Source organism: Methylobacterium sp. J-070 (assembly GCF_022829385.1).
Lineage (GTDB): Bacteria > Pseudomonadota > Alphaproteobacteria > Rhizobiales > Beijerinckiaceae > Methylobacterium.
In genome coordinates, this window is record NZ_JAKSXX010000224.1 from 42,622 (window position 1) to 63,589 (window position 20,968).

Genomic DNA, 20,968 nt, shown 5'->3' on the forward strand with positions numbered 1-20,968 from the left:
CGGCAGCGGAATGCGACCCGGGCCGGCGCCCTGGCGTTATCGCGGAGCGGCCCTTCCTCTCAGCCCACGGCCTCAGGCCTGCTCGCCGTTCTCCTCGCCGCCCTCGATGCCGTTCTCCTCACCGCCCTCGATGCCGTTCTCCGAACCGCCCTCGTCCTCGCCCTCGATGTGCTCCACCGAGACGACCTTCTCGTCCTTGGCCGTGTTGAACACCGTGACGCCCTGCGAGGCGCGGCCGACGATGCGGATGTCGTCCACCGGCACCCGGATCAGCTGGCCGCCGTCGGTGACCAGCATGATCTGGTCCGAGGCCTCGACCGGGAAGGAGGCCACGAGGCTGCCGTTGCGGGCGTTGACCCGCATCGCCGTGATGCCCTTGCCGCCGCGTCCGGAGGTCCGGTACTCGAACGACGAGGAGCGCTTGCCGTAGCCCCGCTCCGACAGGGTCAGGACGTACTGCTCGGCCCCGCCCATCTCGTTGTAGCGGTCGAGGGAGATCGCCGCCGCCTCGGCACCGTCCTCGGCCTCGGCCTCGGCGCCCTCCTCCGCCTCGCCGGTGACGGCGCGGCGCATCTTCAGGTAGCCGGCCCGCTCCTCGGCGGTGGCGTCGAAGGCGTTCAGGATCGTCATCGAGATGACCCGGTCGTCCTTGGCCAGCAGGATGCCGCGGACACCGGTGGAGTCGCGGCCCTTGAACACCCGGACATCCTCCACGGGGAAGCGGATGCACTGGCCCATCGCCGTGGTGAGCAGCACGTTCTGGTCCGGACGGCAGATCTCGACATGGACGATGTGGTCGCCCGGATCGAGCTTCATGGCGATCTTGCCGTTGCGATTCACCGTGGTGAAGTCCGACAGCTTGTTGCGCCGGACGTTGCCGCTCGCGGTGGCGAACATCACGTCCAGCGTCTCCCAGGAGGCCTCGTCCTCCGGCAGCGGCATGATCGTGGTGATGCGCTCGGAGGTGTCCTGCAGTTGCAGGATGTTGACCAGCGCCTTGCCGCGGGCGTTCGGGGCGGCCATCGGCAGGCGCCAGACCTTCTCCTTGTAGGCCTGGCCCTGGCTGGAGAAGAACAGCACCGGCGTGTGGGTGTTGGCCACGAACAGCCGGGTGACGAAATCCTCGTCGCGGGTCGCCATCCCGGAGCGGCCCTTCCCGCCCCGGCGCTGGGCCCGGTAGGTCGAGAGCGGCACGCGCTTGACGTAGCCGGCATGCGACACGGTCACCACCATGTCCTCGCGGGCGATCAGGTCCTCGTCCTCGACGCTGCCGTCGAAATCGACGATCTCGGTCCGGCGCGGCGTGGCGAACTGCGTGCGGACCTCGATCAGTTCCTGCTTCACGATCGCCTGGATGCGGGCGCGGGAGCGCAGGATGTCGAGATAGTCGGCGATCTCGTCCGCCAGCGACTTCAATTCGTCCCCGACCTCGTCGCGGCCGAGCGCCGTGAGGCGCTGCAGGCGCAGGTCGAGGATGGCCCGGGCCTGGGTCTCGGACAGGCGGTAGGTGCCGTCCTCGGCGATCCGGTGGCGCGGATCGTCCACCAGCGCGATCAGCGGCGCGATGTCGTGGGCCGGCCAGTCGCGATCCATCAGGGCCTCGCGGGCCGTGTTCGGGTCCGGCGAGGTGCGGATCAGGCGGATCACCTCGTCGATGTTGGCGACCGCGATGGCCAGGCCGCACAACACGTGGGCGCGCTCGCGGGCCTTGCCGAGCAGGAACTTGGTGCGCCGGGAGACGACCTCCTCGCGGAAGTCGACGAAGGCCTGGAGCAGGTCCTTCAGGTTCATAAGCTCGGGGCGGCCGCCGTTCAGCGCCACCATGTTGCAGCCGAAGGAGGATTGCAGCGGCGTGAACCGGTAGAGCTGGTTCAGCACCACGTCCGCCATGGCGTCGCGCTTGATCTCCACGACGATGCGCATGCCGGAGCGGTCGGATTCGTCGCGCAGGTCGGAGATGCCCTCGACCCGCTTCTCCTTCACCAGCTCGGCGATCTTCTCGACGAGCGTCGCCTTGTTCACCTGATAGGGGATCTCGGTGAAGATCAGCGCCTCGCGCTCCTTGCGCAGCTCCTCGACATGCGACTTGGCGCGCATGATCACCGAGCCCCGCCCGGTCGCGTAGGCCTGGCGCGTGCCGGCGCGCCCGAGAATCATGCCGCCGGTCGGGAAATCCGGGCCCGGGACGATCTCGGTGAGCTGCTCGATCGTCAGCCCGGGCTCGTCGATGAGCGCCATGCAGGCGTCGATCAGCTCGCCGAGATTGTGCGGCGGGATGTTGGTCGCCATGCCGACCGCGATGCCGCCGGCGCCGTTGACCAGCAGGTTCGGGAACCGGGCCGGCAGGACGGTCGGCTCCTCGCGCGACTCGTCGTAGTTCGGCTGGAAGTCGACGGTGTTCTTGTCGATGTCGGTGAGCAGCGCGGTCGCCGGCTTGGCGAGGCGCGATTCGGTGTAGCGCATGGCGGCCGGCGGATCGCCGTCCACCGAGCCGAAATTGCCCTGCCCGTCGATGAGCATCAGGCGCATGGAGAAGTCCTGCGCCATCCGCACCAGGGCGTCGTAGATCGATTGGTCGCCGTGCGGGTGGTAGAGGCCGATCACGTCGCCGACGATGCGGGCCGACTTCACGTATTTCCGCTCGGGCAGATGCCCGGATTCGAACGCCGAGTAGAGGATGCGCCGATGGACGGGCTTCAGCCCGTCGCGCGCGTCGGGAAGCGCCCGGCTCACGATCACGCTCATCGCGTAATCGAGATAGGAGCGGCGCATCTCGTCGGTGATGGAGACGGGGCGAATGTCGCTGGCGGGCGGGGCGGCGCCAGTCGGATCGTTCTCGGCCAAGTCGAATTCCGTTCTGAAGCCCGGACGGGCGGTGCTCGCGGCCGGTGGGCGGCGCGCGATGCGCCGGGACGGCCTTGCGGAAGAGCAGTGATATCAGACGGTTAAATAAGGTTTTCCAAGGCCGCCCGCAAGTCCGCGTCCCGGCCGGATCGGGCCGGGACGGGGGGCGGTTCGCTCAGTAGAACGTGAGGCGGCGGTGGCCCGCGGGGCGGCCGCGGAAAGCGTGGTGCCGGTACCCGTGATGGTGGTGCCGAAGGTGCCGGTACCCGTAGTGGCGCCGGTGCCAGTGATGGCGGCGGTGATGCCAGTGCCGCCGCCAATGATGGTGGCGGTGCCAGTGGCGCCGGTAGTGCCAGCGGGCCAGCTGGATCGCCGGGGCCGGTGCCGCGGCCTCGGCGGTCGCCGGGACCGGAAGGGGCGCCGCGCGGGCGGGCGCGCTCGCCAGACCGCCGATCAGCGCAGCGAGGAGGACCAGGATAGGCCAGGGTCGCATCGTCTGTCTCCCATGATGGTGCCCGGATGATCCTGCGGACCCGGGCCGGCGCGAGGCTCGCGCTGTCGGCAGGAACAGCCAAGGTCGGCAAACGGTTCGATCCGTCGGACTGCGCAGACGCACCACCCTTGCTTGAGGTTAAGGAACGCCCAGTTTCCACCGGACGCATCCGGGCCGTTCCCTGCCCGATCCCCCGACGAGCCGCATAAGATCCCCATGGCGTTCGCGTTGTCCGACACATTTCGCGCGCTCCTGCCGCGCCGGTTCCGCGACCGCCCGCGGGTCGCCGTGGTCAGGCTCTCCGGCACGATCGGGGCGGTCTCGCCGCTCCGCCCGGGGCTCTCGATCGGCGGCGTCGCCGGCAGCCTGGAGCGGGCCTTCGGGATGCCCGGGGCCAATGCGGTGGCACTGGTGATCAATTCGCCCGGCGGCTCGCCCGCCCAGTCGCACCTGATCCACCGCCGCATCCGGGCCCTGGCCGAGGAGAAGCGGCTGCCGGTGATCGCCTTCGTGGAGGACGTGGCGGCGTCGGGCGGCTACATGATCGCCTGCGCGGCGGACGAGATCGTCGCCGACCCGACCTCGATCGTCGGCTCCATCGGCGTGGTCTCGGCGGGGTTCGGCTTCCACGGCCTGCTGGAGAAGCTCGGGGTCGAGCGCCGGGTGCACACGCAGGGCGAGGCGAAGTCGATGCTCGACCCGTTCCGCCCGGAGGATCCCGCCGACGTGGACCGCCTGATGCGCATCCAGGCCGATGTCCAGGATCTGTTCACGGGCCTCGTCACCGCCCGCCGTCCGACCCTGTCGACCTCCGAGAACCTGTTCACCGGGGCGGTCTGGACCGGGCGACAGGCGCTGGCGCTCGGGCTCGTCGATGCCCTGGGCGACGTGCGGACGGCGATGCGCGCCCGCTTCGGCGAGAAGGTGGACCTCCGGCTCGTGGCCGAGGCCCGGGGCGGATTCCTGTCGCGCCTGCTGCGCCGGGGCGGCGCGCCGGGCGGGATCGAGGCCGGGATCGGTCTCGCCGAGGGCGCCGTGGCCGCCCTCGAGGAGCGCGCGGCCTACGCCCGCTACGGGCTCTGACGGCGCGCCCTCGCCCCTTCAGGCGGCGACCTGCCTCAGGAACCGCTCGATCTCGCTCTCCAGGTCGGCCGCGACGACGTCGACCGTCTGGGCCGCCTCGGTGACGGTGGCGGCCATCTGGGCCGAGCGCCGGGCGGCCCCCGCCACGGTGCCCAGGCCGCCGGCGATGGCCTCGGTGGCGCCGGCCGTCTCGGCGACGTTGCGCGAGATCTCGGCGGTGGCCGCGCCCTGGGCCGAGACCGCGGAGGCGATCCCGCCCGTGGTGGCGCTCACCGCCCGCATCCGCTCGCCCATCCGGCCGATCGCCGCGACCGATGCGGCAGTGGAGGCTTGTACGCCGGCGATCTGGCTGCCGATCTCCTCCGTGGCCTTGGCGGTCTGCGCAGCCAGGGCCTTCACCTCGGCGGCCACCACCGCGAACCCCTTGCCGGCCGCCCCCGCCCGGGCCGACTCGATGGTGGCGTTGAGCGCCAGCAAGTTGGTCTGCTCGGCGATCTGCCGGATCAGCCCGACCACGTCGCCGATCCGCCCGGCCGCGGCGGCCAGGCCGTCGATCTCGGTGTTCATCGCCTCCGACTCGGCCGTCGCGGTGGCGACGAGCGCCTCGGCCTGATCGAGCTGCGTGCCGATCTCGGCGATCGAGGCGGAGAGCTCCTCGGCCGCGCTCGCCACGGTCTGGACGCTGGCCGAGGTCTCGTGCGAGCCCCGCTCGGTCTCCGCCACGGCCGCCTCCGCCTCGGCGGAACTCGCCGCCATCTCACCGGCCCGGGCGCGCATCGCGCCGGTGCTGGCGGTGAGCGCGCCCTTCAGGACCACGATCTGACCCCGGAACGCCTCGATGGCGCGGTCGAGGCCGGCCCGGCGGCGCGCCTCGTCGGCGGCGCCGGCGCTCTGCAGGCCTTCGAGCTCCCGGGTCCGAAGGCCGGCGCCGCGGAGCACCTCCAGGGAGCGGGCCACCGCGCCGACCTCGTCGCCCCGGTCGGCATGCGGGACCGCCGTCTCCAGGTCCCCCGCCGCCAGGGCCTCGATCCGGACCGAGATCGCCGAGAACGGCCGGAACAGCCGCGCCGCCGCCATCCCGACCAGGACACAGGCCAGCATCGCGATCACGAAAGCCGCCACGCTGAGGCTCGTCATGGTCTGCGCGTAGGCGTCGAAGTACATCTGGATCGGCAGGCCGGCGAACAGGATGCCGTTGACCGTTCCGTCGGCGTCGAAGGTGGGCTGATAGACCGTGTAGAAGCGGTTCCCGAATAGGATCGCAGGGCCCTCGTAGGTCCGGCCGGCGCGCACGGCGACCTGTGCCGGGCTGTCGGCGGCGAGCGCCGTCCCGACCGCCCGGGTGCCGTCCTCGCGGCGCACGGTCGTCTGGCGGCGCACGAAGCTGTCTCGGGTGGGCTCGAAGCTGAACACCGTGGCGACGCCGCCGGAATAGGCGACCGCATCGTCCACCACCCCCGCATCGGTGAAGCCGGAGAGGTTCGGCGCGACCACCCGGGTGATCCGCGTGCCGGCAAGCTCCGCCTTCGCTCCGTCCAGCCGCGCCGCGAGGATCAGCGCCAGCGTCCGCACGTTGCGCTCGCCGTTGTTGCGCTGCCGCTCCTCCATCTGCGACCAGGTCTGACGCGACACGGTGATCCAGATCGCGCCCGCGGTGAGTGTCACCGCGAGCATCGCCAGCAGGATCACCTTGGTCGACAGCGTCGCCGTCAGTCGGGAGAAATAATTCCTTAGCATCGGGCGGTATCCACGCGTATTGGTCGCATGGACACTGAAAGTTGTGCCTGAAAGGACCGTTAAACCCTCCGACAGAGGCGCCCGATTGTTCAAGGATTCAGCCCTGCCCGGCGCGGCGCGCAGAGACGCGTGCCAGGGCCGCGAGGTCCTTCTCGCCGTCGCCGTGGCTGATCGCCTCGATCAGGCCGTCGCGCAGGACGCTGGCGAAGGGCATCGGCACGCCGGCGCCCTCGGCGGCCTGGAGGGCGAGCCGCATGTCCTTGGCGCCGAGCTTGAGGATGAAGCCCGGCGGCTCGTAGCGGTTCTGGGCGATCGAGGCGCCGTAGCCCTTGTAGACCGGCGAGGCGAACAGCGTGTTGGTCATCAGATCGAGGAAGTCGGCGCCCGCGACCCCGTGGCCCTCCGTGAGGGCGCAGGCCTCCGCCATGGCCTCGATCGCCGAGATCAGCATGAAGTTGCCGGCGAGCTTGACGGCGTTGGCCCGCGCCGGATCCTCGCCGAACCGCCAGGTCTTGGCGCCCATGGCGTCGAGGAGCGGAGCTGCGCGATCGATCAGGGACGCCTCGCCCGCCGCAACGATGTTGAGCTTGCCGGCCTCGGCCACGTCCGGTCGTCCGAACACCGGGGCCGAGATGTAGGGCACGCCCGCGCGCCCGTGCACGGCGGTGAGCTGCCGGGCCAGCGCCACCGAGATCGTGCTCATGCCGACATGCAGGCCCGGGCGCTCCGGCCGGTCGAGGAGGCCGCCGGCCACGATCACCGCCTCCAGGGCCGCGTCGTCGGCCAGCATGGTGATCACCGCCTCGCCGGCGAAGGCCTCTGCGGCGCTCCCCACGGGTGTCACCCCCGCGATGCCCTGGGCGGCCTCCGGGGTGCGGTTCCAGGCCCGGACCCGGTGGCCCGCCCGTGCGAGGCTGGCGGCCATGCCCCGGCCCATCCGCCCCATCCCGATGAATCCGACGTCCATGACGTGCTCCTTGACGCTGATCGGCCCGCGCCCGGGTCCGGTGCGGACCGCGATGGCGCAGGCGGGGATTTGTCCCGATCTCCGGGCATGGCAAGCTGGGTCCATGCTGCGCAACCGCATCACCGACATTCCCGGCCTGCGGGTCGGCCACGCGAGCGACTTGGCGGTCGCCAGCGGCGTCACCGCGATCCTGTTCGACGCGCCCGTCACCGCCTCCGTCGACGTGCGCGGCGGCGGCCCGGGGACCCGCGAGACCGACCTGCTCGATCCGGAACGCACCGTGGAGCGGATCGACGCCCTGGTGCTCTCCGGCGGCTCGGCCTTCGGGCTCGATGCCGCCGCGGGCGTGACCGCGTGGCTCGCCGAGGCCGGGCGGGGCTTCCCGGTGGGCGGCCTGCGCGTGCCGATCGTGCCGGGTGCGATCCTGTTCGACCTGCTCAACGGCGGCGACAAGGAATGGGGCCGCTACCCGCCCTATCGCGAAATGGGTTTCGCCGCCGCAGCGGCGGCGGCCGAGGATTTCGAGCTGGGCTCGGTGGGGGCCGGGACCGGGGCGCGCACCGGGCGCCTGAAGGGCGGGATCGGCTCGGCCTCCGCCACCGTGGCGGGCACCGGCTTCCGGGTCGGGGCGCTCGCCGCCGTCAACGCCTTCGGCAACGCCACGATCGGCGACGGGCCGCATTTCTGGGCCGCGCCCTTCGAGGAGGGCGCTGAGTTCGGCGGCCTGGGCTCTCCGGCCCGGGTGCCGGCCGACGCCATCGCCTTCCCGGCCCGGGCGCTGCCGGGCGCCGCCACGACGCTCGCCGTTGTGGCGACCGACGCGGCGCTGACCAAGGCGCAGTGCCGCCGCCTCGCGGTGGCGGCCCAGGACGGCCTCGCCCGCGCCCTCGTGCCGGCGCATACGCCGCTGGACGGCGATCTGGTCTTCGCGGCGGCGACCGGCGCCGTGCCGCTGGCCGATCCGGTGGCGGATCTCGCGCGGCTCGGCGACGTGGCCGCGCGGGTGCTGGCGCGGGCCGTGGCGCGGGGGGTGTTTTCCGCCACGCGGCTGCCGGGGCACGCGGCGGCGTCGCCGCTGGCCTGGACGGGCCTGCCGCCGGCTTGGGAGGACGTGTTTCGTGGGGCTTAGGGTCAGGGATTGCGCGCGAAACGATGCGCGCTGGTCTCGTCAGTTCGGCGCCAGGAACAACCCTTTGTCCTGCGCTTATTCGATGGTCTTTCCTTTGTATTTCTCATAAAATGTCCGGCTATGAAGAAAACGCTCTCATGGCCGGAAAGTTTGTTGGATCCCGTGGTGAAGTCAAATTCTCTCTGATTTCCTGAAGAACCCTACGACAACATGGCTCCACGCTGTTTCGGCGTTCAATATGGTTATGCTCCCATCCTGTATGGTTGTGCGACGCATTGCACTTCCTGACCGTTTCGACGCGTGGTGGATCGCGGAGAATTGCCGGCCCATCGACCACCGTCTCGTTAACCGGCCGGCCTGATTGCAATCAAAGTATTTGCGTGCGCGGTTTGGCCGCCCCAACTTTACGGCTACACAGGCGGCCGCGAGATCAGGACGAATTGCACTTGGCCGCACTGATTCGCCACTCTCACGCATCGCGTGCCATCTCGTTGCGCCCCTTGCGCGCCGCTCTTCGTGCTGGATCCCGAATCAGGTTCCCCCAACGCCCCACCTGTCCGGGACGGGCGCGCCGTGAGCTTAGGGGTCTCGATCCTGCGCTGTGCCCGCCCGGGCACTTCACACGCGGTCAAACACGCGGCTTGAGCATACCCGTCATCGCGAGCGCAGCGAAGTTATCCAGGACGGCGCGACATCGGCCATCGTAGAGCGCCTGGATTGCCTCGCGTCGCCCGCAAAGACGGCGCCTACACCTCCCCGCGGGCATCCTCGATCAGCTGCGCCAGCCCGGCATCGACCTCATCCGCCAGCATCTTCCGCTCCGCGTCGGTCAGATCCTTCGCCCAGGCGCCCCTGCCGAACCCGTCCGTGCAGCGCGCCCGCTCGGAGGCGATGTAGGCCTCGGTCTCGGCCGGCCGTGTCTTCATGGCGTGGACCAGGCCGAACCACGCCGCCCGCTCCACCACCGCCAGCCGCGCCCGCAGGCGGATCGCCACCGCCTTGTCCGGATCGATCCCGTCGCCGCTCATGCCCTGTCCTTCCCGTCCTGTTCGGCGAGCCGGGCGATCAGCCCCTGAAGTTGCCCCGGCACCGGCTCGCTCGCCGAACGCGCGTAGAGCACGCGCAGTTGCCGGCCGATCTCCGCGAGGCTCATGGAGCCCTTGGCGATCACCCGGTCGGCCTGGGCGCCGAGGCTCGCCTTCTCGGCGTTGGTGATCTCCTTGGCGGTGAGGACCACCACCGGCACGTCGCCGTCCGGCCGGGCGCGCAGCGCCCGGAGGAAGCCGAACCCGTCCATCTCGGGCATCATCAGGTCGAGGAGGATCAGGCTCGGGCGGGCCTGGCTGACCCGCTCCAGGGCGATCCGGCCGTTCTCCGCCTCGTCGACGGTCCAGCCCTCCCGGCCCAGCGACCGGCGCAGGCGCTCGCGGGCGTCCGGGTCGTCGTCGACCACGAGGATCCGGGCCTCGCCGGGGGCCTCCGGCCGGTAGCGCTCCATCAGGCCCTTGAGCCGGTCCCAGTCGATCGGCTTGACGAAGTAGTCGGTGGCGCCGAGCGCCTGTCCGAGGCCCTGCTCGGCCACCACCGAGGTCATGATCACCGGCGTCCCGGCCAGGTCGGGATCGTTGCGCACCGCGTGCAGAACCGCCCAGCCGTCCATGCGCGGCATCTCGACGTCGAGCAGGATCGCCCGCGGCCTGAGCGCCCGGGCGAGCGTCAGGCCGGCACGGCCGTCATTGGCGCTGCGGACGTGGAAACCCTCGCGCTCGAGGAAGCGCTGGAGAAGTTCCCGGGCGGCCGGGTCGTCGTCGACCAGCAGCACGGTCTCGTGCTGCTCGTGCGGCTCCACCGGCGCCTCGGCCTCGGCCTCGGCCGGCGGCGCATCCTCCGGCCGCAGGATCGCGGGCAGGCGGATCGTGAAGGTCGCGCCCGCGCCCGGGGTGCTGGTGACGCTGATGTCGCCGCCCATCGTCCGGCAGAACGCCCGGGTGATGGCGAGCCCCAGCCCGGTGCCGCCGAACTGGCGCGTGGTCGACTCGTCGGCCTGGACGAAGCGCTCGAACAGGCGCCCGATCTGCGCCTCGGTCATGCCGATGCCGGTATCGGCGACCGCGAAAGACAGCCAGTCCGCCGCCGCCTCCCGGTGCCGCCGCACCGTCACAGTGATGGTCCCGGCCTCGGTGAACTTGGCGGCGTTGCCGATCAGGTTCAGCAGGCATTGGCGGATTTTGGTCTGGTCCTGGTGCATGGACCAGAGCGCGCCGCCCTCCTCCGCGCCCGCGTCGAGCACGAAGCGGTTGCCCTTCTTCTCCACCAGGGAGCCGGTGGAATCGCGCACATCTTGGAGCAGGTCCGCCACCGCGAAGGTCTCGGCCGAGGCGGTCATGCGGCCGGCCTCGATCTTCGAGATGTCGAGGACGTCGTTGATCAGCGACAGCAGGTGGCGCGCCGCCGCCTCGATCTTGCGCAGGTCCGGCAGGAGGGCGGCCTGGCCGATATCCTCCAGCTCCTCGCCGAGCATCTCCGAGTAGCCGATCACCGCCGAGAGCGGGGTGCGCAGCTCGTGGCTCATGTTGGCGATGAACTGGCTCTTGGCCCGGTTGGCCGCCTCGGCGGCCTGCCGGGCGCGCTCCACCGCCTCCTCGGCCTCCTTCCGCTCGGTGACGTCGACACAGGTGCCGACCCATTCCCGCAGCGTCCCGTCCTCGGCGAGGACCGGCACGCCGCGCACCTCCATGGCGCGCCAGCTCCCGTCGTGGCGGCGCAGGCGGTACTCGACCTCGTAGGTCTGGCGCGCCTCCACGCAGGCCGCCCAGGCGTCGGCGGCGTGGCCCCGGTCGTCGGGATGGACCGCATCGAGCCAGCCCCAGCCCTGGTAGGCCTCCTCGCTCTGCCCGGTATAGGTGCTCCACCGGACCTGCGGCGGCATCAGCTCGCCGGCCGCGTTGGTGTTCCAGATCACCGCCGCCGAAGCATCGACCAGGGCGCGGAAGCGCTGCTCGGAATGGCGCAGGCGCTCCTCGACGGCGCGGCGGCCGGTGATGTCGGTGTTGGTCCCGTACCAGCGCAGGATCCGCCCGTCGGCATCGCGGTGCGGCATCGCCTTCGACAGGAACCAGCGATAGCTGCCGTCCCGCCCGCGCAGCGGAAAGGTGTCCTCCCAGGACCGCCCCAGCATGATGGCGGCCTGATAGCGCTCGGTCACGGCCGCGACGTGGTCGGGATCGTGGACCTTGCGCCAGCCCCAGCCGCGCATCTCCTCGAGGGTTGTGCCGGTGTAGTCGTACCAGCGTTGGTTGTACCAGATGATGGTCCCGTCGGCCTCGGCGATCCAGGCGAGCTGCGGCAGCGTCTCGGCGAGGTTCCGGTAGTCGGCATCCGTGACGGCCCGTGCGCCGCGCTCAGTTTCGCTCATCGGCCACGCGACATCCCATCCTCCGCCCCGCGGCGGCCTGCGCATCTATAGATCCCGACCGCCGGCCGTTAGCCCTGTGCCCGCGACTCCGCGGCGCGGGCGTCTGAGATGCCCTTATACCGGTATTCCTTATACACGCATCGTGTCCGGATCGGACCGGACCGTTTCGGGGACGGGATTGCGGCGGTCTCGCAGGGCATCGAGGGTGTAGAGCGCGAGCGCGACCCAGATCAGGGCGAGCATCGCCGCCCGCGGCGGCTCGACCCGCTCGCCGAAGGCCAGGACGCTGAGGCCGAGCAGGCAGGTCGGGGCGACGTATTGCAGCAGGCCGAGCGTCGTCAGGCGCAGACGCACGGCCGCGGCGGCGAACCAGATTAGCGGCAGCGCCGTGGTCAACCCGGTGAGCACCAGGAGCGCGAGGCTCGCGGGCTCCGCGGGCAGGACGGGTTCGGGGGTGAGGACGAGCCACGCGATCGCCGCCGGCAACAGGAGCAGCGTCTCGGCCAGGAAGCCGACGAGCGCGTCCACCGCGACGATCTTCCGGGCGAGCCCGTAGAGCGCGAACGACACCGCCAGCGACAGGGACGTGAGGGGCAGCTCGCCCGCCCAGATCACCGCGACCACCACTCCCGCCGTCGCGATGCTCACGGCGACAGCCTGCATCGGGCGGAGGCGCTCGCCGAGGACGATCCGCCCGAGCGCCACGCTGACCAGCGGGTTGATGTAGTAGCCGAGGCTCGCGTCGAGCAGGTGGCCGCCGCTGACGGCGTAGAGGTAGAGCAGCCAGTTCACCCCGATCATCGCGGCCGAGAGCAGCAGCAGGGCGTGGCGCCGCCGCAGGGGCATCGGCAGGTTGAGGCGGTGGCGCGACGCCAGGACCAGGGCCAGCCCCCCGGCGAACAGGCTCGACCAGACGATCCGCTCGGCCAGGATGTGGTTCGGCGTATAGGCGCCGAGCAGCCGGAAATGCAGCGGGACCACCAAGCCCCAGCTCAGGTAGGCGGCGAGCGCGTAGACCAAGCCCACGGGTTCCTCCCGGTCGACCCGGATGGGCGGCCGGGTCCGCAGCCTGTAGCGCGGGTAGCCGGCGCGCGTCAGGGGCAGCGGCGCAGGGCTGATATCCGGGAGGCCGCGGACCGGGGCCTCAGGCGGTCCGAAGGGTGGCGAGGAAGCGCCGGACCTCGCCGCCGAGGTCCTCGGATTGCCGGGCCAGCGCCGACGCCGAGGCCAGGACCTGGCCGGCGGCCGTCCCCGTCTCTCCGGCGGCCGCGGCGACGCCCGCCATGGTGGCGGTGACCGCGCGCGTGCCGGAGGAGGCCTGTGCGACGTTGCGGGCGATCTCCTGGGTGGCCGCGCCCTGCTGCTCGACCGCCGCCGCGATGCTGGCGGCGACCGCGTCGATCTCGCGGATGCGGGCCGTGATCGAGGCGATCACCGAGACCGCCTGACCGGTCGCGCCCTGGATCCGGCCGATCTGCCCCGAGATCTCCCCCGTCGCCCGGGCCGCCTGCGCGGCCAGATCCTTGACCTCGCCCGCCACCACGGCAAAGCCGCGTCCCGCCTCGCCGGCGCGGGCGGCCTCGATGGTGGCGTTGAGGGCCAGCAGATTGGTCTGGCTCGCGATGGCCGCGATCAACTCCACCACCGCGCCGACTTTGGCGGCGGCGGCGCTGAGATCCTGCACGAGGGTCGCGGTCCGGTCGGCCTCGGAGACCGCGCTCTGAGCGAGCGCGGCCGAGCCGCTGACCTGTCGGCTGATTTCCCCGACGGAGGAACCGAGCTGCTCGGCCGCCGCCGCTACGGTGTTGACGTAGGCGGCGGCCTCCTCGGCGGCGCCCGTGACCATCGTGGACTGGTCGGCGGTCCGCGCCGCGGTGTCGGTCATGGTCCGGGCGGTGGCCTGCAGGGCGGCGACCGACGCGAAGACGAGGCCGATGATCCGGCCGACCGTGTCCTCGAAATCCGCGGCGAGCCGGAGGAGAACCCGGCTGCGGTCGTCCGCGGCTGCCGCGTCCATCATCCGCTTGCTCTCGGCCTGCTCGATGGCCTTCCGCGCGACCAGGGCCTTGATGCCCTCGACGGCCTTGCCGATGGCGCCGATCTCGTCGCCGCGCCGCGCCTCCGGGATCTCCGCGTCGAGCTGCCCGGCCGACATGGTCTTCAGGGCGGCCGTCAGCCGGCCGAGCGGGTGTGCGACGCCGACATTCACCACCAGGACACCGATGAGGATGCTGGCGGCGATGCCGGCCGCCGACAGGCCGATCGCCCAGACCAGGATCGTTCGGGTGTCCGCGCTCAGCGCCTCGGAGCCGGTGCGGATCGACGTGCTCAGGTCGTCCACGAAGGTGTCGAGTTCCGCAAACAGCGTCTTCTGGAGCGGATCCACCTTCTTGTGCGCGAGGGTCAGCGCCTGGGCGCTCATGCCCTTCTTGGCCATGTCGCACATCGCTCCGGTGAGCTTGGCGTAGGTGTCGAGCAGATCCGCGATGCGGTCGGTCTGGTCGTGGAACGCCGGCGCGTTCCGGCGCACGCCGTCGACGAGCGTCGCGGCCTCGGCGGGAAGCGGCGCGAACGCCGCGCCGACGCGGTCCGACTCGTCCGGATCGGCCTCGCCGAGCGCGCGGAAGGCCACGTAGCTCATGTGATAGACGACCCGACCCAGGCGCGCCGCCATCGTGGCCGCCGTGGCGTCGTTCCCCAGATAGGCGCTGTAAGCCGCGTCGACCGCGACCATGCGAGTGGAGATGTACGCGAGATACCCGATCGAAGTCCCGGCTATGAACGCGAAGGCGAAAGCAATCTTGACGGCGATGGGAATCTTGAACTGGCGACGCACGGACGACGACTCCGAAAGGATCGCCACTTAGGTGCCGGATATGTCAGGAAATCTATAGCGAACCGGCCGATCAGGACGCCCGACAACATCATTGGGACGGATGGACAAAGTCTTCGTCTTTTGATTGTGGATTATTTCTAGCGTTCAACTGTGGATGCAGGAATCGCGTTTGGACGATCCGTCGACACGAAAAGCGGCGTCGCGTCACGCCCGGTCTCTGTCCCAAGTGCCGGGGGCTGCCTCGGCCGGCAGCCCGCGTCTCCCGGTCAGGGCGCCAGCCAGCCGCCTTGCCAGCCGGCCTCGCCCCGGCGCCAGCCGGCCCTCCGGTGGCCGCGGCGGTCGAGATAGAGGAAATCCAGGCGCTCGGCCCGGACCGTGACGGCGGCGAAGTGGGGCCGCCCCAGGATGCCGGCCTCCGCTTCGCCGGGCAGGCTATAGGCATCGCCCGCAGGCAGCGCCGTGCCCGGGCCGGGTTCGCTGCCGTAGCAGACCCGGCTCATCGCCCGGGAGCCGGTCCAGGCCGCGTCGGCCACGGCATCGGCGGTGTGCAGCGTCGCGCGCCCCTCGACGCGGATCTGGACCTTCGCGGCGTCGTCGTAGGCGACGAGCGCGCAGGCCGGGATCAGCAGGATCTCGGCGGCCTTGTCGGAACGGCGGTCGCAGTGGAACCGGAGCGTCCCGGCCGCCGCGTCGGCGGCGCGCAGCACCACGGTGCGCACCCGCGGGCCGCCCTCGGCGCCGCATGTCGCCAGGGCCGGCATATGGAACCCGCTGCGTGCCTGCGCGACGCCGTCCGACAGGAGCCGCCAAAGCTCGGCGAAGGCGGCGTCGAGATCGTCGTAGAAGGCCGGCAGCGGCGTGCGGGTCATGCGGCGCGCCGTTTCCGCCGCCGCTCGCGGAAGATCAGCGCGAGGTTGCGCAGGTAGATGCCGGTGGAGAGGCCCTGGCCGATGATGATCACCGGCTCGCGCCGCACGAAGCCGTAGACCAGGGTCATCAGCCCGCCCACGATCGACAGGAACCAGAATGACAGGGGCATCACGCTCCGGCCGGCGCGCTCGCTGGCGATCCATTGCAGGACGAAGCGCGAGCCGAACACCATCTGGGCGACGATGCCGAAGACCAGCCAGAAGTCGAGGCGCGTGACGAACACGTCGTAGAAATAGGCCGGCAGGTCGCGGGCGAGCTGGATCAGCATCCGACGTCCTGGTCTGCCGGTGCGGCGGCCGACGGGGCGGCGATCTCGGTGGGGTGCGGATCGGCCCGCTTGCGCCGGATCAGCCACCAGACGCCGGCGAGGTCGAGGAGCCCGACCCAGAGGCGGTCGAACAGGCCGTAATTCGAGACGCCGGTGAGCCGGGGCCGGTCGATCACGTCGTGGTGGACCACGGAGAACCCCTCGCGCACCACCAGCGCCGGCATGAACCGGTGCAGGGCATCGAAGTAGGGCAGCCGGAGATACACGGCGCGGCGAAAGACCTTGAGGCCGCAGCCGGTATCCCGGGTGGCGTCCTTCAGGATGCGCCCCCGCACGCCGTTGGCGATGCGCGATTGCAGCATCTTGAAGCGCCCGTCCTTGCGGGCGCGCCGCTGGCCCTGGGCGAGCCCGGCCCGTTCGCCGGCCGCCTCCAGGGCGGCCAGCAGGGACGGGATGAAGGCCGGGTCGTTCTGGCCGTCGCCGTCCAGCGTCGCGATGGTCGGGGCGCGCGCCGTCAGCACGCCGCTGCGCACCGCCGCCGACTGGCCGCCGCTGCGCGCGTGCCGCACCACCCGCAGCCAGGGTCGGCCGGCCCTGGCCGCCGCCAGGGCGTCCGCGGTGCCGTCCGTGGAGCCGTCGTCCACGTAGATCAGCTCGAAGGCGAGGTCCGCGCAGGCGTCCCCGATCTCGGCGACCAGGGGCGCGATGTTGCCGGCCTCGTTGCGGACCGGCACGACGACGCTGAGCTGCGGGGCGGCGCTCACGGGGCCACCGCGTAGGCCGTCACGAAGAGCCGCCGGCCGGTGTTCAGGTTGAAGCCCTCGATCTCGGCCAGGGGCGCGGGCGCCCCCCGGCCCACCGGCCAGGCCGCGTTGAAGTCGTCGCGCGCCCGGGCCTCCACGAATAGCAGGCGGCAGCCGCCGCTCTCCAGGAAGGCCCGGGCGGCGGCGCCGTCGGGCGGCAGGCCGAGGCCGGTGCCCACGAGGAAGACGAGGCTCGGCTCGCGGTAGCCGAGGCTCGCGACCTGCGGGTTCGCGCAGGGCATCCGGTCGCGCAGCGCCGCGAGCCGCGGCGAGACCTTCAGGGCCGGCAGCGACAGCTGCGCCACGCCGAGGACCGCCGGTCCGAGCAGGCAGGATGCCAGGACCCCGAGCGCGAGGGCGCGCTCGGCGGAGCCCAGCGCGAAGGCCTGCCACGCCAGGGCCGCGACCGCGCAGGCGGCGGCCAGGAGCGGCAGCGCCGGCCACGGGATGGTGTGGGCGTCGAGGCGCCAGCCGGCGAGGCACAGCCCGAACGAGAGCCCGACCGGGATCGCCGGCACCAGCAGTGCCGTCAGCCGGGCGCCGCGCAGGCGGGGATCCAGCGCCCCCCGCGACAGCGCCAGGACGGTGAGGATCGCGAGCCACGGCATCAGCGGCAGGACGTAGTGGGGCAGCTTGGTCGGGACCGCCTCGAAGATCAGCCACGCCGGCAGGACCGCGGCGATCAGGAACGCCGCGGCGGGCTCGCGCCGCGCCCGCCAGGCGAAGGGCAGGCTCATGGCGGCGAAGGCCGCCCCCGGCCAGAAGGTGGCGAAGAATGTGAGCGCGTAGGCGCCGGGCGGCCCCCAATGGCGCTCGGCCGCGCCGCCGACCTTGCCGAGCATGTCGTGCCCCACCGCCTCGGCGTAGAACGCACCGCCGCTCTTCCAGGCGATGGCGGCGAACCAGGGCGCCACCAGGAGAAGGACCAGGGCCAGTCCGGGCAGGGGTCGCAGGTTCGACAGCCAGCGCCCGGAACCGGCCCGGATCGACAGGCCGAGCGCCGGCAGGGCCACGAAGAGGGGCACCATCGGCCCCTTGACCAGGATGCCGAACGCCAGCCCGAGCCAGAACGCCGCGAAAGTCCGGTTGGACACGGGCCCGCTGTCCCGCGGCGCCAGCCACGCCCGGGCGAGCGCGCCGAGGCTGGCGGTGGCGCAGGCGGCGAGCAGGGCGTCGGTCTTGGCGAGGTGCGCCTCGGCCGAGAGCATCAGGCAGGCGCCGTAAAGCGAGGCCGACAGCAGCGCGGCCCGGCGGGGCAGGAACCCGAGCGCGGCCCAGTAGGCGAGCAGGACCGAGGCGGCGGCGCCGATCAGCGACGGGATGCGGTAGAGGGCGATCTGCGTGCGAGCCCCGGGCACGCCCAGCGCCTCGCCGGCCGCCACGGCGGCGGCCTGCGCCCAGTAGATGCCCACCGGCTTCTTGTGCCGCGCCTCGCCCTGGAAGCGGATGTCCACGAGGTCGCCGCTCTCCAGCATCTGCTTCGACGCCTGGGCGAAGCGCGGCTCGTCCCGGTCCATCGGCTGGAGCGAGATCTGGCCCGGCAGGAACAGGATCAGGCACAGCGCCAGCAGGGCCGCCACGGCCCGGGCCTGGGTGAGGCTCAGCGCGTCCAGCCCGCGGCCGATCCGGTCGACAGGTGCGCGGCGCTGGGCGCCGCCGGCGGAGAGGCTCGTGGTCATGCCGGGCCGGTCAATCAGGATCGGACGGGAACGTCAAATACTGGGCGGCGCGGCCGTCCCGCCTCAGGCGGTGAGGAGCGGACGGAGTTCGCGCATGTCGGCGACGGTCTCCAGCGCGTTGACGTGCGCGATCAGGCGCTCGGTCGCGTCCTGTCCGAGGACCGGCGCCATCAGGTCCCGCGCCTTGGCGTTCACCGCCTCCGTGCTGAGCGGGTTCTCCTTTGTGCCGGGCGGATGCCGGGTGTGGTGCTCGACGATGCGGCCGTCCGCCAGGGTCATGGTCACGATCGCCCCCCGCGGGGCCGCCGGGTCCATCAGGGCCGGATCGCCCACCAGCTCGACCTTGGCCCGCGAGGCCTCGATCGCGGGATCGTGCATCAGGCCGGCATCGTGGCTGTCGGCGAACGACACCGCGCCCCGAACCAGGGCCAGCGCCACGAGGTGCTGGCAGCTGACGTCCGGCATGGCGCTCGACCCGACGATGCCGACCGCGTCGGTGGGCACCTTCACCAGGATGTGCCGCACGGCCTCCGGCGTCAGGCCGTATTGCCGGCGCAGGGTCAGGGTGGCGTCGAGGGGCGACTGGATCGGGTAGCCCACCGAGTAGGTCTTGATCGCCGTCTCGGTGACGAAGAACCGGCTGCCGAGCCCCTCCAGCATCAGCTCGGGCTTCGGCGCGGTTGAGAGGGCGTTGAGCAAATTGTGGCGGCCGTCGAGCACGTCAGCGACGCCGGTGAGGCCCGCCTCCACCATGCCGACCGCCGTGACGCCGTTGCGCGCGCCCATGCCGGCGAAGTCGAAGGCCTTCTCGACATGGTCCCTGTCGCGCACCCAGCTCCACAGGCCGGAGACCTGCTGGGCCGCGTAGGAGAGCGCGAAGCGCATGCCCTGCTCGTCGAGGCGGGCCAGGGCGGCGGCGGCGCCGAGCGCCCCGAAGGTCGAGCTGGTGCCCTCGGCGCTGCGATGCGTGCCGCGCACGAGGTCGGGTCCGAGCGCCAGAAGCAGGCGGCAGCACAGGTCGTAGCCGAGCGCCACCGCCCGGACGAATTCGGCGCCGGAATTCCCGTGCCGCTCGGCGAGCGCAAGGGCGGCCGGCACGGTTGCGCAGCCGGGATGCGCCTTGGTCACCGGCTCGAAATCGTCGGTCTCGTCGGCGTGCGCGCACATGGCGTTGGCCAGCGCCGCGTTCACCGTGGTGGTCCGGAAGCCGGAGGCCACGACCCCCGCCTGCTCGGTGCCGCCGAGGGTCCGGACATAGCGCAGCGCCATCTCGCCCGGCCGCATCCGGGCGCCCGAGACCATCGCGGCCAGGGTATCGAGGATCCGGTGCTTGCAGGCGGTCAGGACCTCCGGGGGCAGGTCCTGCCCCCGGGCGGCCGCCATGTAGCGCGCGAGACGCCCGGTCACGTCCGCATCCGCGGAGGCCGCCGGGAGCGTGCCCGCGAGGGTGAGCGCACCGGCGCCCTGGATCAGGCGGCGCCGGGTCGGAGCGCTCACGAGGCCGCCCGCAGACGCGCGAAGCCGGCGTCGAGGTCGGCCTTGAGGTCGGCGGTGTCTTCGAGGCCGATGTGGAAGCGCAGGGCCGGTCCGCCGGGCGCCCATTGGGTGGCGGTGCGGTAGCCGGCGCAATCGAACGGGATCACGAGGCTCTCGAAGCCGCCCCAGGAGAAGCCCATCCCGAACAGCTCCAGCCCGTCCAGCATGGCGGCCACCGCCGCCTCCGGCACCGGCCTGAGGATCACCCCGAACAGCCCGGAGGCGCCGGAGAAGTCGCGCTGCCAGATCGCGTGGCCGGGATCCTCCGGCAGGCCGGGATGGAGCACCCGCAGCACTTCGGGCCGCCCCTGGAGCCAGCGCGCCATCTCGAGGCCGGCGCGGCCGTGCTCGCGCAGGCGCAACGCCATGGTGCGCATGCCGCGGAGCGCCAGGAAGATGTCCTCCGCGCCGGCGCACATGGCGAAGTGGTCGAAGGTCCGGCGCACCGCCGGGAAGTGCCGGGCGTTGGCGGAGGTGAGGCCGATCAGCAGGTCCGAGCCGCCGCTCAGGTACTTGGTGCCGGCCTCCACGGCGATGTCGACTCCCCGTTCGTGCGGCGGGAACAGCAGCGGCGTCGCCCAGGTGTTGTCCATGATCACGCAGGCGTCGCGCGCATGCGCCACCGCGGCGATGGCGGGGACATCCTGCATCTCGAAGCTCTGCGAGCCGGGCGCCTCGACGAGGACGGCCCGGGTGTTCGGGCGCATCAGTTCGGCGATGCCGGCCCCGACCGCAGGGTCGTAATAGGTCGTCTCGACGCCGAAGCGGGCGAGCACCCCGTCGCAGAACAGGCGGGTCGGCCGGTAGGCGGAATCGGTGACGAGCAGATGGTCGCCGGCCGAGACCGCCGCCATCAGCGCGACGGTGAGCGCCGCGAGGCCCGAGGGCGTCACCACCGTGCCGGCGGCGCCGGCGAGTTCCGTCCAGGCCGCCGTGAGCGCGTCCATCGTCGGGGTGGCCGAGGTGCCGTAATTGTAGCGCCCGCGCCGGTGCTTGATGGCGTCGTAGGTCGGGTAGAGGACCGTGGAGCCGCGGTAGATCGGCGTGTTGACGAAGCCGTGCTGCTCACCCGGATCGCGGCCCGCATGGACGAGGCGCGTCGCCGGCGCGAAGGTCTTCTTGGACTCGGGCGAGGGCTTCAGGGACATCGGGGCTCGGAGATCGCGTTGCGCTGCGCGGCACGAAGCTCCCGGCGGGGGGCAAGGTCAAGCCTGGCCGGCCCCAGCCCTGGCCGCCCCGAAGCCGGAT

The 20,968-nt window shown here is 71.9% G+C and carries 16 protein-coding genes; 2 read left to right on the forward strand and 14 right to left on the reverse strand.

What is annotated here, in order from left to right:
- Positions 1–72: 72 nt before the first annotated feature.
- Both gyrA and MKL01_RS24135 read right to left on the reverse strand, forming a co-directional pair.
- Positions 73–2,844, reverse strand: a complete 2,772-nt coding sequence (gyrA, locus tag MKL01_RS24130; protein WP_243907705.1) for a DNA gyrase subunit A — start codon at positions 2,842–2,844, stop codon at positions 73–75.
- A 175-nt stretch (positions 2,845–3,019) separates the two neighbouring features.
- The gene (locus MKL01_RS24135) at positions 3,020–3,337 is read right to left on the reverse strand and encodes a hypothetical protein (RefSeq protein ID WP_243907706.1); all 318 of its coding nucleotides are present in this window, start codon (positions 3,335–3,337) and stop codon (positions 3,020–3,022) included.
- Positions 3,338–3,553: 216 nt separating this feature from the next.
- Between MKL01_RS24135 and MKL01_RS24140 the strand changes: the two genes are divergently transcribed.
- Positions 3,554–4,420, forward strand: a complete 867-nt coding sequence (locus tag MKL01_RS24140; protein WP_243907707.1) for a S49 family peptidase — start codon at positions 3,554–3,556, stop codon at positions 4,418–4,420.
- Positions 4,421–4,438: 18 nt separating this feature from the next.
- On the opposite strand, the gene MKL01_RS24145 is transcribed toward MKL01_RS24140, so the two are convergent.
- Positions 4,439–6,157, reverse strand: coding sequence for a methyl-accepting chemotaxis protein (locus MKL01_RS24145; protein WP_243907708.1), 1,719 nt, complete (start codon positions 6,155–6,157; stop codon positions 4,439–4,441).
- Between the two features lie 97 nt (positions 6,158–6,254).
- Positions 6,255–7,124: an NAD(P)-dependent oxidoreductase gene (locus tag MKL01_RS24150; protein WP_243907709.1), complete on the reverse strand. Its 870-nt coding sequence runs from the start codon at positions 7,122–7,124 to the stop codon at positions 6,255–6,257.
- A 103-nt stretch (positions 7,125–7,227) separates the two neighbouring features.
- On the opposite strand from MKL01_RS24150, the gene MKL01_RS24155 reads away from it, so the two are divergent.
- On the forward strand, positions 7,228–8,253 hold the full coding sequence (locus MKL01_RS24155; RefSeq protein ID WP_243907710.1) for a P1 family peptidase: 1,026 nt from the start codon (positions 7,228–7,230) through the stop codon (positions 8,251–8,253).
- Positions 8,254–8,999: 746 nt separating this feature from the next.
- Here MKL01_RS24155 and MKL01_RS24160 read toward each other — a convergent pair.
- From MKL01_RS24160 to metC, 10 genes are all read right to left on the reverse strand, one after another.
- Positions 9,000–9,281: a hypothetical protein gene (locus MKL01_RS24160; protein ID WP_243907711.1), complete on the reverse strand. Its 282-nt coding sequence runs from the start codon at positions 9,279–9,281 to the stop codon at positions 9,000–9,002.
- Positions 9,278–11,668, reverse strand: coding sequence for a response regulator (locus MKL01_RS24165; protein ID WP_243907712.1), 2,391 nt, complete (start codon positions 11,666–11,668; stop codon positions 9,278–9,280). Before MKL01_RS24165 ends, MKL01_RS24160 begins: the two co-directional genes overlap by 4 nt.
- A gap of 129 nt (positions 11,669–11,797) precedes the next feature.
- A complete protein-coding gene (gene rarD, locus MKL01_RS24170; protein WP_243907713.1) occupies positions 11,798–12,694 on the reverse strand; it encodes an EamA family transporter RarD in 897 nt (298 codons plus the stop codon).
- A gap of 118 nt (positions 12,695–12,812) precedes the next feature.
- Positions 12,813–14,504: a methyl-accepting chemotaxis protein gene (locus tag MKL01_RS24175; protein ID WP_243907714.1), complete on the reverse strand. Its 1,692-nt coding sequence runs from the start codon at positions 14,502–14,504 to the stop codon at positions 12,813–12,815.
- 266 nt (positions 14,505–14,770) lie between these two features.
- Positions 14,771–15,373, reverse strand: coding sequence for a pyridoxamine 5'-phosphate oxidase family protein (locus MKL01_RS24180; RefSeq protein ID WP_243907715.1), 603 nt, complete (start codon positions 15,371–15,373; stop codon positions 14,771–14,773).
- Positions 15,370–15,702, reverse strand: coding sequence for a lipid-A-disaccharide synthase N-terminal domain-containing protein (locus MKL01_RS24185; protein WP_243907716.1), 333 nt, complete (start codon positions 15,700–15,702; stop codon positions 15,370–15,372). Before MKL01_RS24185 ends, MKL01_RS24180 begins: the two co-directional genes overlap by 4 nt.
- The gene (locus tag MKL01_RS24190; protein WP_243907717.1) at positions 15,696–16,466 is read right to left on the reverse strand and encodes a glycosyltransferase family 2 protein; all 771 of its coding nucleotides are present in this window, start codon (positions 16,464–16,466) and stop codon (positions 15,696–15,698) included. Before MKL01_RS24190 ends, MKL01_RS24185 begins: the two co-directional genes overlap by 7 nt.
- Positions 16,463–18,184 (reverse strand): ArnT family glycosyltransferase, encoded by a 1,722-nt coding sequence (locus tag MKL01_RS24195; RefSeq protein ID WP_243907718.1) that lies wholly within the window; start codon positions 18,182–18,184, stop codon positions 16,463–16,465. Before MKL01_RS24195 ends, MKL01_RS24190 begins: the two co-directional genes overlap by 4 nt.
- A 63-nt stretch (positions 18,185–18,247) precedes the next feature.
- Positions 18,248–19,681, reverse strand: a complete 1,434-nt coding sequence (locus tag MKL01_RS24200; protein WP_243907719.1) for an MmgE/PrpD family protein — start codon at positions 19,679–19,681, stop codon at positions 18,248–18,250.
- Positions 19,678–20,868: a cystathionine beta-lyase gene (metC, locus tag MKL01_RS24205; RefSeq protein ID WP_243907720.1), complete on the reverse strand. Its 1,191-nt coding sequence runs from the start codon at positions 20,866–20,868 to the stop codon at positions 19,678–19,680. Before metC ends, MKL01_RS24200 begins: the two co-directional genes overlap by 4 nt.
- Positions 20,869–20,968: the final 100 nt, after the last annotated feature.

Bases quoted from the DNA above. Each gene is read 5' to 3' on its own strand.
- MKL01_RS24180 (WP_243907715.1), bottom strand. From the start codon at position 15,373: ATGACCCGCACGCCGCTGCCGGCCTTCTACGACGATCTCGACGCCGCC.
- MKL01_RS24140 (WP_243907707.1), top strand. From the start codon at position 3,554: ATGGCGTTCGCGTTGTCCGACACATTTCGCGCGCTCCTGCCGCGCCGG.
- MKL01_RS24160 (WP_243907711.1), bottom strand. From the start codon at position 9,281: ATGAGCGGCGACGGGATCGATCCGGACAAGGCGGTGGCGATCCGCCTG.
- MKL01_RS24150 (WP_243907709.1), bottom strand. From the start codon at position 7,124: ATGGACGTCGGATTCATCGGGATGGGGCGGATGGGCCGGGGCATGGCC.
- MKL01_RS24195 (WP_243907718.1), bottom strand. From the start codon at position 18,184: ATGACCACGAGCCTCTCCGCCGGCGGCGCCCAGCGCCGCGCACCTGTC.
- MKL01_RS24165 (WP_243907712.1), bottom strand. From the start codon at position 11,668: ATGAGCGAAACTGAGCGCGGCGCACGGGCCGTCACGGATGCCGACTAC.
- MKL01_RS24135 (WP_243907706.1), bottom strand. From the start codon at position 3,337: ATGCGACCCTGGCCTATCCTGGTCCTCCTCGCTGCGCTGATCGGCGGT.
- MKL01_RS24155 (WP_243907710.1), top strand. From the start codon at position 7,228: ATGCTGCGCAACCGCATCACCGACATTCCCGGCCTGCGGGTCGGCCAC.
- MKL01_RS24145 (WP_243907708.1), bottom strand. From the start codon at position 6,157: ATGCTAAGGAATTATTTCTCCCGACTGACGGCGACGCTGTCGACCAAG.
- MKL01_RS24185 (WP_243907716.1), bottom strand. From the start codon at position 15,702: ATGCTGATCCAGCTCGCCCGCGACCTGCCGGCCTATTTCTACGACGTG.
- metC (WP_243907720.1), bottom strand. From the start codon at position 20,868: ATGTCCCTGAAGCCCTCGCCCGAGTCCAAGAAGACCTTCGCGCCGGCG.